This is a genomic window from Acinetobacter sp. UBA801, assembly GCA_002296655.1.
Classification (GTDB): Bacteria; Pseudomonadota; Gammaproteobacteria; order Pseudomonadales; family Moraxellaceae; genus Acinetobacter.
In genome coordinates, this window is sequence record DBIN01000047.1 from 21,105 (window position 1) to 32,803 (window position 11,699).

Here is an 11,699-nt window from a genome sequence, read left to right on the forward strand (position 1 = left end):
TGTAGCAGGTAAATTTGACAGTTTCGCACAATCATTGAATTTTTTGCGCCAAAATAGGGACAACAACTCAATTCACGCACCAATAAAAGCAAAAACAATGCCAACTTTATTTTTCTTCAACCATGAGCTAAATTTCAGCATTCAGCGCATAAATGTAAAATAAAATCGCTTTTTTAAGTCAAATTCGCACTGTTTTTGTGCACTTGATTCTTTTTGTACACCATGCTGCGCCATTTTAGAACGCATTTATTCGGGAGAAGAGTAGTTTTTTTTGATCAAATTGGTGCAATTGAGCCAGAATAGCTCAATCCGAATCATAGACAAAATGGATAGAACAAATAAAGGCAAGCGATGGTTTGAATGACCTAAATGAAGCTAAAAGAATATTGGAAGTGTTTAAGATTAGTTAAAAGGGTCGCGCACTTCAGGTTCAGGTGCATCTGGCTGAGTTGGTGCTGTACCACTTTGTGATTTTTGTACATCCACGACATTACCCTCCTGATCACGGCGGGTAATCGTGGTGCTGGTGGTACTATTTTGTGGGGCAACAGCCTGCGTACTCGGTGCAGTCGTTGAGGTTGCAGGTGGACGCGCTAAAACACTTTCATCTATTGTAGGCACAGCTGCAGGACGTAAATTTACTGCATATAATTTGGTGCTTAATCCCATTTCATCTGCCCCTAAATCATTGACATAAGGACGATAATCTGCAAATTGCACCACTACGGGTTGAATGGTTTCAGGAAATTTAAATGGCAATGCGGTTAAGGTTTGTGCAGCTTCACGTTTATTGCCAAAACTGCCATATAGCATCACATATTGTTCAACCTGCCCCTCACCGCTTAAACGGATATAAAACAGCTTGCTCCGATCTGTTTGCTTTTTAATAAAACTTTTAATGATGTTTTCATCACTGACCCGAAACAGTTCAATTGTGCTGTTATTTTTTTGTTCCTGAATAAATTTAGTACCGCGAAATTCAGCCTCATGCAAGCCTGAAGCTGTTAATCGCGTGGTGAGCTCCAAAGGTCGAACTTCTTCTTGTAAACCACCCAAATAGGTGGTTGCAGCAACCTTTTCAGGTTGAATTTGCAGTGCAATTTCAGACTCAGGTTGTTTTTCAATTTCAACCAGTTCCTCGCGGTCAGTCACCGCCCAAAAAATCAGTGCCGCCAATAAACACAGCACCGCGCCCAGCAACCAAATCGACTGTTGAATTTTTTGCCAGTGTGTCCGCAGTGCTGTCATATGCTGCCTTTATGCTTGATTGGCTAAAATCGCCTGTTTCATCAATTCTAAGTCAAACTCTTTGGTGATGATGGCTTGACCCAATTGCTTCATGAGCACCAAACGCAATTGACCATTCAACACTTTTTTATCATGTGCCATATAAGCCAAAAACTTGTCCAGTGGAATTTGCGGACATACTATCGGTAAATTGGCACGAGAAATGATTTTTTTTGTACGCTCTAGATCTTCGGAAGAAATCCAGCCCATGCGCTGCGATAAATCAGCGGCCATCACCATCCCTGTCGCCACGGCTTCACCATGCAACCATTCACCATAACCCAAATAAGATTCAATTGCATGCCCAAAGGTGTGCCCAAGATTCAATAAAGCGCGCTCACCTTGCTCTTTTTCATCATTGGCAACAATACGTGCTTTATGTGCACATGAGCGATATACCGCTTCTGCCAATATAACAGGATCACGTGCCACTAACGCTTCCATATGCTTTTCCAGCCATTCTAGAAACTCAACATCCCCCAAAAGTGCATATTTAATAACTTCGGCTAAGCCTGCAGAAAGCTCACGCTCAGGTAAAGTATTCAGTTGAGACATATCTGCCAGCACCACTTGGGGTTGCTGAAATGCGCCAATCATGTTTTTACCCAGTGGATGATTAATCCCGGTTTTGCCACCAACACTTGAATCGACCTGCGACAATAAAGTGGTTGGTACTTGAATGAAGTACACCCCGCGCTGAAAGCTTGCCGAAGCAAAGCCTGCCATATCGCCAATCACGCCACCACCCAAAGCCAGCACTGTACAGTCGCGGTTAAAACCTGCTTCTAGTAAGGCATCAAAAATAAGGGTCAGATGCTGAATATCTTTGTATTGTTCTCCATCAGGCAAAATACAAGTTGCCACTTTCTTGCCCAGTGCTTCAACAGCCGTCACATAGTGACTTAAATACAAAGCTGCAACCGTGGTATTGGTCACAATCATAACTTGCTGCCCCTTAATATAAGGAGCCAATAAGTCTTTGGGTTGAAGGTCACTGCCTATGAAAATGGGATAACGGCGATCGCCGAGTTCAACATGTAAAGTTTGCATGAAAAGAGTCGCTTTCTACCTAAGATATTTGCTCAGAAACAATCGTATTTAAGATTTTTTGCGCCAAATCTCGCGCAGCACCCTGATTGGTTTCAATAATATAATGTGCTACTTCACGATACAACGGATCACGCACTGCAAGCAAATCACGTAGTCGTTGTTCGGGATTTTCGACTTGAAGTAAAGGGCGGTTTTTGTCGCGATAGGTTCGCTGAAGTTGAATTTCGACAGGAGTATACAGATAAACAACAATACCGCGTTGTTTTAAAAATTCACGATTAGGGGCTTGAGTTACTGCACCACCACCTGTGGCAAGTACAAGATTATGCCGTGTGGTTAACTCATCAATAACCGCTGTTTCACGACTACGAAACCCTGATTCCCCTTCTTTTTCAAAGATCCAAGGAATCGTAGCGCCAGTTTTACGCTCAATTTCATGATCACTGTCTAGAAATTCACGCCCTAACAATTCCGCTAAATGTCGTCCTACAGTGGTTTTCCCTGCCCCCATCGGCCCTACCAAATAGATATTTGGTAGGGTGTCAAACTCTTTGCTTAGCAAGGAGTCACCTATAAATTTTGTTTAAATTGAAAATATATTAATGATTTCTTGAAACACTGTCATTAACAATTCGTGGTGTAACAAAAATCAGCAACTCACGTTTGTTATCCGACTTGATATCTTTACGGAATAAACGTCCGATATAAGGGATATCGCCCAAGAACGGAACCTTGGTTTGTGAGTTGGCAGTTTGTTGCTCAAAAATACCACCCAAGACCACAGTTTCACCATTATCTACCAAGACATTGGTATTGACTGCATTCTTGTTAATCGTGAGCTGACCGGTTGGTGTAGGCGCACCTGGTGAGTCACTGGTGATATTCAATTGCATTTGCACCTTGCCATCTGGCGTTATACTTGGAGTCACATCCAAACTTAAAGTCGCATCAATAAATTCTGTGGTCGAGACAGCATTAGCGCCCCCACCTTCAGAAGATTGGTATGGAATTTGAGTACCCGATGCAACTTTGGCTTTTTGCTTGTCTGCAGTCAGTACTTTTGGTGTTGAAATCACTTCACCGTAACCATCGGCTTGTAATGCAGACAATTCCAAATCTAGCATAAAGTCAGATAAACTGATTAAACCAAAAGCAATGCGGCTCGCACCTGCACTGGTCACACCTAAATCGACATTCAGGTTATCAGGGCGTTCTATGGTATATTTTCCATCATCATCAGGTTCTCTCAAATTCCACAAGGTTGTATCACTACCACCGACCAACAAGTGATTATTGTTGGTGATCCCTTGTGACAAGATACCCCACTTCACACCCATCTCTTTGGTGAAATCTGTGGTTGCACGTACGATACGTGCTTCAATCATCACCTGCTTCACAGACACATCAAGCAAATCAATCATCTGACGAATCTGATCAATTTTAGCGGAAGTATCGTTAATGATTAAGGTATTGGTACGTGGATCTACAGACACTGTACCGCGTGGGCTGAGCAAGCTGCCCACGCTATCACCTAATGGGTCAGTACCTGAACTTGTGTTGGAACCACTGCGTGAGTTAGACGCGTTTTTACCTTCGGTAATCAGCTTCTCAATATCTGCCGCTTTAGCATAGTTCAATTGGATATATTCAGTTTGCAATGGCGCCAGTTTCACACTTTGTGCAATCGCTTTGGCTTCTTCTTCCTCGGCTTTAATCAATTCAGAAACAGGCGCAATCCAGATTACGTTACCATTACGACGCTTATCCAAGTTTTTGCTTTTCAGGATAATATCTAAAGCCTGATCCCAAGGCACATCTTTTAAACGTAAGGTAATGTTGCCTTGCACGGTGTCTGCTGCCACCATGTTAATGCCTGTGAAATCAGCCAATAACTGCAATACACGACGCACTTCAATGTCTTGGAAATCCAATGAAATCTTTTTACCTGTGTAGCTTTGTGCTGCACGTGGCTTAAACGGGTTTTTATCGACTGGGCGTTTTAAGCTGATCGTTAGTTTGTCTTCTGCTTGATACGCCATATATTCATAGCTGCCTGCAGCCTGAATAGTAATCACGCCATTGCTGCCATCATTGTGTGCATCAATGGTCGAAACAGGCGTTGCAAAGTCATTGACATTTAAACGACGCGCCAAATGTGCAGGTACTTTATTGCCTAAAGTACGTACCACAATTTTGCTGCCTTGCTGCTGCACATCTACAGGCGTATTGCTACCGAGTAGATCAATCACCACCTGACCTTCGCCTTCACCGCCACGCTGGAAACCAATATTCGAAACGCCTTGCGCACTACGTTGAGCAGTCACGGCAGCCACAGGGGTTGCCGTTTTTGAGTTGATTTTTAAAATAAAGGTATTGCCTTCAACACGCGTGGTGAATGCACCCGCATCTGCCAAATTCACAGTTAAACGTGAACGCTGTGCATCTGAACTTACCTCTACAGAGCTGGCTTCTTTGGTCGCAACAGCAACGCTGTTTTGTTTCAGGGTTTGTTGTGCTTTATCAAAATCTAGAATCAAGCGGGAAGGTTGTTCCAGCTGATATGCAGCAGGTTGAGGTGGCAAACCATTAAACATGACACGAATTTCGGTGCCCTGTCCCGGAATTTGCATGGGTACGATGTTGGTAATGCTGACTTGGGCATTGGCAACTTGCATTACGGCCATTGCGATTGCACCCATTGAAAACTGACGGAACAAATTGTTCATTGTATAACCATCCCCAAAAATAAAATCTTTCACACTGTTATTCATTTTTATTCCTTTAATTTATGGCGCAGGCCCAATTAAAACCAAACTTCTTGGACGCTCTACATAACCTTCACGACCATCTGGAATAATTTCGATTAAATCAATTTGTGTAGGTGTAATATTTACTACACGACCATGATTTATCCCCATATAGCTACCACGCTGGATACGCTCAATTTCACCGTCTGGTGTTTGAATCAGTGCCAAAATTTTACCATTTTGACGCATACTGCCTTTCATGGTCAGTGACTCAAGTGCGTAATTTTCCAAGGGTTGTAACTGGCGAGCAAGGTTCGGATAAACGCGTTTCCCTGCCATTATTTTAAGCTCTGCCGCCAATGAACTAGGCATAAATGGGCTTTTGAGCTGGTGTGCTGCATAATTGAATGTTGGCGCAGGCTCAAACACGGGTGCAGGCTCAATCGGCAATGGTGGCTGATTACGGATTTCAGCCATTTGTGCATTGACTGCATCAATTCGAGAATCACAACCTACCATTAACACAGTTGCCAACAGGGCTAACGAAAGCTTTTCAATTTTCATTACTGTGCCCCTCCAGCTGCATTTGTAGTATTACCCGCAGCTTGTGCATCTGCACTGCCTACATAACGATAAGTTTTTGCTTGCGCTTTATAGGTTACTTGCGGAATATCAGTTTTCTTGTCTGTATTTTCAGTTGCCACAATTTCAAAATCATGCATGGTCACAATACGCGGCAATGCTGCGGTACCACTTACAAAAGAACCAAAAGCGTGATAGTCACCTGTTGCTTCAATCGAAATTGGCTGTTCAACAAAGAACTCTTGTTTAATCTCGTTCTCTAAACGAATGTTTTTAAACTTTAAACCTGAATTCACGCCGGTCACGTTAATATCTTCAACCAAGCCTGGAATTTCAGTTTCTTTTGGCAATTGTTCAAGTTGTTGATTAAAGTTCGCTTCCATTTCTTGTAATTGTGCTTGATATTGCTGCAAATTACGCAATTTAGAATCTTTTTCGCGGAACTCATTTAACAAGTTTTGTTCTTGTGCATGTGCTGCTGCAATGGCATCTAACTTTGGCTTGATCACAACAAAATAACCTAAAGCCAAAATCAGGAAAGTAATAAAAATCCAGCAGGTAATTTTGACCGAAAGCGGCCAAGCACCATAATTGTTTGGATCTAGGGTATTGAACTGTTGAAAAAACTTTTCAACAGTCATTTTCTTTTTCGGAGCAACAGCAGCATCCTGATTTACTTCATCAAATTCATCGAGACTCATTGTGCTGCCCCCGCTGCTGATGTTGGATTAGGTTCTGTTGGTGTTACTGGAATTGCAATTTCTTCTAAATCTGAAGTCACTACAAAAGTACCGTAACTTTCCTCTACACGAGGAACCACAGAGCTTGGTGCTTTATCTTTATTTTCTTCTTTGGCTAAGAATGAATTCATAAATGCATTGCGGTACCAAGGCGATGCTTCCAAATTACGCAAGAATTCAGCCACAGTATTTGGACTTTCAGCCTTGCCTTCAAAAGTGAATTTATTGCCTGTACGACTCACTTTGGTTAAGTACATATTGCTTGGTGTCACACGTACCAATTCATCCACTAAACGCACAGCAATCGGACGCTGACTTTGTAAACCCTGAATCAGCTTCATGCGCTCAACAATAGCATTACGCTGTTCTTGCAAGCCTTCTAAAGATTTTAATTGTACATCTAGGTTTTGGTTGGTGCTGATCACCAATTGATTGGCTTGTTCTTGATCTTGTAACTTCGCGTTATAGAAGAACCACGCTAAAGCCACCAATAACGCCCCAACAGCCGCCGCTACAATACAAAATACAATAAATTCTTTTTTTCGTTTTTCTCTTAGCTCATCGCGCCAAGGGAGTAAGTTAATCTTTGCCATTAATCAAAACTCCTCATTGCTAAACCACATGCCACCATCAATGACGGTGCATCACTTTCAATTCTTTTAATGTCGATTTGTGGAGAGAAGCCCATTTGCAAGAATGGATTGGCAATGGTCACACGGTAGCCCAGTTTTTGCTGCAACAACTTCGCAAGACCTGGAATATTGGCATTCCCCCCTGCTAATAAAATGTGATCAATTTCATTAAATTGTGAAGAAGAAAAGAAGAACTGCAATGAACGTGCAGCTTGTTGCACCACCGCTTCTAAGAACGGCTCGAGCACTTCTACATCGTAGTCATCTGGCAAAGTACGGCTTTTTTTGGCGCGCCCTGCTTCTTCATACGACAAACCATAACGGTTTTGAATTTCTTGTGTCAGCTGTTTACCGCCAAAAGTTTGCTCGCGGGTATAAATAATTTTGTTATTTTGTAGCACCGACAAGGTAGTCATGGTATGACCAATGTCCAAAATACCAATGGTGTTCACACCCATTGGTAGAGTATCGGAGAACACTTTAAAGGCATTTTCGATGGCAAAACTTTCGACATCGGCAATTTTTGCTGTCAAGCCGCCCAAGTCCAAAGCTTCTACTCGTGCTTCTACGTTTTCTAAACGTGTCGCAACCAGCAACACATTGACGCGGTTTGGATTAGCCAAACGGTCTGGCTGGACTTCAAAGTCTAGGCTGACTTCATCTAATGGGAATGGAATATATTGCTCGGCATCCATACGAATTTGAACTTCACGCTCATCGCTGGTCATATCTGCATCCATTTCAATGATTTTGGTAATCACCATTGAGGTTGGTATTGCAAATGCTGCAGATGTAGATTGCGTGTTTGCTAAGTTCAATGCACGTTCAAGCGCATCCCCGACTGCTTCTGGATTGAGAATGTTTTTTTCAACCACACTGCCTTCTGGAAGTGGGACCAACGCATAGCTCTCGACCCAGTATCTACCATTCTTCACAGAGAGTTCTAATAACTTAACAGAAGTAGAACTAATATCTACACCTATTAACCCCTTACTTGGCTTACGATATAACCTACGCACAATAATACCATTCCTATTATTTTTTTATCCCCAAAAAAATTTAACCTACTAATGCGCGCTGGTCTATAATTTTTTACGGATACAATAATTCATCTAACAATCCGTAAGTCTACTCGCTATACTGACCAGCAATTAGTTTGCTATTAGCTCTTATTAAAACGCACTTGTTATGAAAAAGCTATCTTGTTCGGGTCGTGTTCATCCATTTTTTTTGATCATTATAATAATTTTGGTCGCAATACCGATGGGTTTCTATGGCATGTATCTCTATATTGCCCCATCTTTGCCAGAAATGACCACCTTAAAAAAAGCGCCATTATTAAAACCGTTGCAGGTTTATAGTGCCGATAATGAGCTAATTGCTGAGTATGGCGGCAAGCTTTCTGTGCCTGTCGATTATGAAAATATTCCTGAAAAATTCATTTTTGCGTTCTTGGCAGCTGAAGATTCTGCTTTTTTTGAACACAGTGGAATCAGCTTCAAAGGTTTGGGACGCGCGGTGAGCGAGGCGGTAACAGGCTCCAATGTGCAAACGGGCGGCTCGACCATTACCATGCAGGTGGCAAAAAACTATTATCTCAGTCCTGAACGCACCTTAAAGCGCAAACTTACCGAAATCTTTTTAGCACGTAAAATTGAACAAAACCTGAGCAAAGAAGAAATTTTAACCTTATATGTTAATAAAATCTTTTTGGGTAAAAATGCTTATGGTATCGCGGCAGCTGCCAAAATTTATTACAACAAAAGCCTAGAAGAACTGTCGATTGCACAAATGGCGATGATTGCAGGCTTACCTAAAGCACCTTCACGCTACAATCCTGTCGTCAATCCTGAACGTGCTTTAGAGCGTCGCAACTGGATTTTAGGACGCATGTTGCAATTAGGGTATATCAACCAAAATGAGTACCAAAAAGCGATTGCTGAAACCATTAATTTAGATATGCCAGACCGTAGCATTAGCAATAAACATCCATATATTGGTGAAATGGTACGTGCTGAACTGGTCAGTAAATTTGGCGAACAAGCGGTTGATTCGGGCTATAAAGTTTACACGACGGTAGACAGCAAACGTCAGATGTATGCTGAACAGGCGGTGCAAGAAGGTCTAGAAGCCTATGATCGTCGTCATGGATGGCGTGGTGCAGAGGCACATGACAAACCGCTGAATGAATTTCGTGCTTATGCCAATACCTACCCTGCGCAAGTTAGCAAAGTACTCAATAATTCTTTTGAAGCGTTGATGCAAGATGGAACAACGGTTACTGTACCGTGGTCAGGCATGTCTTGGGCGCGTCCCTATCGCAACGCCAATAGTGTAGGCAATGCGCCAAGTCGTGCGGCACAGATTGTAAAAGTCAAAGATATTGTCCGTTTACGTCCAAATGAAAATAAAACCGCTTGGTCATTAGTACAAGTACCAAAAGTGCAAGGTCAATTGGTCGCAATTAACCCGAATAACGGCGCCATTGAAGCATTGGTCGGTGGATATAATTTCTATCAATCCAAATTCAACCGTACTTTACAAGGTTGGCGCCAACCAGGTTCTACCATTAAACCTTTTGTGTATGCACTGGCTTTAGAGCGTGGTATGACACCATATACTATGGTCAATGACAGTCCAATCACCATTGGTAAATGGTCACCACGTAACTCCGATGGTCGTCATTTAGGCATGATTCCGTTACGACGTGCACTCTATTTATCTCGTAACACGGTTTCGGTACGTTTATTACAAGAAGTCGGTATTGAGCGTACCCGCCAACTATTCATGGATTTTGGTTTGCAGGAAGATCAAATTCCGCGTAACTACACCATTGCATTGGGTACGCCACAAGTTTTGCCTATTCAAATGGCTACGGGCTATGCCACTTTTGCGAATGGGGGTTACCGTATTCAACCGCACTTCATTAACCGTATTGAAGATGCTTATGGCAAGGTGATTTATCAAGCCAATCCTGAATATGCGTGTATTGCTTGTATTAACACCAAAGAACAAACGCTTGAAAGTGCCGAAGCCACCACGCCAGATGATGAAGTGATTGAAGTGACCAATAAAAAACTGGCTCAAGCGGAACAAGATCCAAAATTATTGGCAGAGCGTAGTCAGTACAAACAGGCACAACGTATTTTAAAATCTAGCTCGGCATATGATATGTCCAATATTTTACGTGACGTGATTCAACACGGTACAGGACGTGCTGCGCTGAGAATTGGTCGTGGTGATATTGGCGGTAAAACAGGAACCACCAACGATGCCAAAGATGCTTGGTTTGCAGGTTTCAATGCTAAACTGGTGACTGTAGCTTGGGTCGGCTTTGACCAACCAACCACTTTAGGACGTCGTGAATATGGTGGTGTCGCAGCGCTGCCAATTTGGACAGATTTTATGGGCAATGCACTCAAAGGCACACCTGAAGCCTGGGTCAGTTTAGACAGCAAAGCCAAAGCGCCACAACGTGAACTCAATCAAATGAGTGCAGAACAGCAGCTGGATTATCGTGCTTCACCGCCATTGGCACGACCATTGTATCGACCTGCACCTGTTGCGCCAGTTCGTGCGCCTGAGCTTGATTTTGACGATTTACCAAGCGAGGAAGTGTTAATTCCTGACAACGCCGCACCGCCTGCCATGCAAGCGCCAAACAACAGCCCTGCCAAACCGAATACAGCACCCAAACCTGCTCCCGATGCCTTAGAAAACTTAATTGACGAAGTCTTGTAACAACAGACAAGCAGCCATAAAAAAAACCCTCTTACGCAAAGATGAGGGCTTTTTTTATCGGCTATTCAAACTTACTTTTTCTGAAACAGATAAATTTGATGCTGTGCTGTCACGTCAAACTGGGTTTGCTGTTCCAATGTCTGACGGCGCTCTGCTTTGGCTTTATAGACATAAGGTGTCATAGCAATTAAATGATTTAAATCGCTTTGATTGAGCTGTAATGGTGTTTCCACCACACTGGCATCAACCAAATCAAAGGCATCTTGTAATTGGGTGATAAATTTTTCAGGCTCATGTGGCTTTACCTCTTCAAACAAAGCTTGACGCATCGCCAATAAATGCTCTGGCGCAGGCGTCACCACTAATAAATAGCCTTGTGGTTTTAAGACTCGCAAAATTTCCTGTTGTGGAATTGGGCTAAACAAGCTGCTACATAAATCAATACAATGTTCCAAAACAGGCAAAGTTGCCCCTGTCCCCACTACCCAAGTCACTGCGGGATTCAGTTTTGTCGCCACTTGTACGGCATTCTTGGCAATATCCACCCCGATACACTGCAACACCTCACCTTGCATAGCAGCAGTGTAGTAGCCTTCGCCACAGCCAATATCCAGCAAATTTTCGATGCGTAAGGTGCGAATTTTTTGCACCACTGCCTGTTGCAAGGGTGCATAATGCCCTGCACTTAAAAATGCGCGACGCGCCTGTACCGAAGTAGCTGTATCCCCTGGATTTTTACTGTGCTTATGCTGCACCAGATGCAAATTGACGTAGCCTTGTTTTGCAACATCATAACTGTGATTGTTGGCACAACGCCATGTTCGATCGTGCAGTTGCAATACCTGACGACACACAGGACACATCAGCAAATTCATCATTTTCTCCAGAGTGGACCACATAAAAAAGTCGGCGAGTGCCGA

Annotated in this window: 10 protein-coding genes; 1 reads left to right on the forward strand and 9 read right to left on the reverse strand. The window is 42.9% G+C overall.

The window, feature by feature from the left end; all coding sequences use genetic code 11:
- Positions 1-402: 402 nt before the first annotated feature.
- From B2W49_RS09540 to B2W49_RS09575, 8 genes are read right to left on the reverse strand one after another with little or no spacing between them, the layout of a single operon-like run.
- A complete protein-coding gene (locus B2W49_RS09540; protein ID WP_136143667.1) occupies positions 403-1,248 on the reverse strand; it encodes a hypothetical protein in 846 nt (281 codons plus the stop codon).
- A 9-nt stretch (positions 1,249-1,257) separates the two neighbouring features.
- Positions 1,258-2,337: a 3-dehydroquinate synthase gene (gene aroB / locus B2W49_RS09545; RefSeq protein ID WP_136143668.1), complete on the reverse strand. Its 1,080-nt coding sequence runs from the start codon at positions 2,335-2,337 to the stop codon at positions 1,258-1,260.
- 19 nt (positions 2,338-2,356) lie between these two features.
- A complete protein-coding gene (gene aroK, locus B2W49_RS09550; RefSeq protein WP_291340469.1) occupies positions 2,357-2,899 on the reverse strand; it encodes a shikimate kinase AroK in 543 nt (180 codons plus the stop codon).
- 37 nt (positions 2,900-2,936) lie between these two features.
- On the reverse strand, positions 2,937-5,063 hold the full coding sequence (locus B2W49_RS09555) for a type IV pilus secretin PilQ (protein WP_291340590.1): 2,127 nt from the start codon (positions 5,061-5,063) through the stop codon (positions 2,937-2,939).
- A gap of 60 nt (positions 5,064-5,123) precedes the next feature.
- Entirely contained in the window at positions 5,124-5,648 is a 525-nt protein-coding gene (locus B2W49_RS09560) for a pilus assembly protein PilP (protein WP_291340470.1), read from the reverse strand.
- Positions 5,648-6,367: a type 4a pilus biogenesis protein PilO gene (locus B2W49_RS09565; RefSeq protein WP_291340471.1), complete on the reverse strand. Its 720-nt coding sequence runs from the start codon at positions 6,365-6,367 to the stop codon at positions 5,648-5,650. Before B2W49_RS09565 ends, B2W49_RS09560 begins: the two co-directional genes overlap by 1 nt.
- The gene (locus B2W49_RS09570; protein ID WP_291340472.1) at positions 6,364-6,999 is read right to left on the reverse strand and encodes a PilN domain-containing protein; all 636 of its coding nucleotides are present in this window, start codon (positions 6,997-6,999) and stop codon (positions 6,364-6,366) included. The genes B2W49_RS09565 and B2W49_RS09570 overlap by 4 nt, the downstream gene beginning before the upstream one ends.
- Positions 6,999-8,057: a pilus assembly protein PilM gene (locus B2W49_RS09575; protein WP_278518700.1), complete on the reverse strand. Its 1,059-nt coding sequence runs from the start codon at positions 8,055-8,057 to the stop codon at positions 6,999-7,001. The genes B2W49_RS09570 and B2W49_RS09575 overlap by 1 nt, the downstream gene beginning before the upstream one ends.
- Before the next feature lie 169 nt (positions 8,058-8,226).
- Between B2W49_RS09575 and ponA the strand changes: the two genes are divergently transcribed.
- Positions 8,227-10,779: a penicillin-binding protein PBP1a gene (gene ponA / locus B2W49_RS09580; protein WP_291340473.1), complete on the forward strand. Its 2,553-nt coding sequence runs from the start codon at positions 8,227-8,229 to the stop codon at positions 10,777-10,779.
- A 71-nt stretch (positions 10,780-10,850) separates the two neighbouring features.
- Here the strand turns inward: ponA and B2W49_RS09585 are convergent, their stop codons facing one another.
- Positions 10,851-11,654, reverse strand: coding sequence for a putative RNA methyltransferase (locus tag B2W49_RS09585; RefSeq protein WP_291340474.1), 804 nt, complete (start codon positions 11,652-11,654; stop codon positions 10,851-10,853).
- Positions 11,655-11,699: the final 45 nt, after the last annotated feature.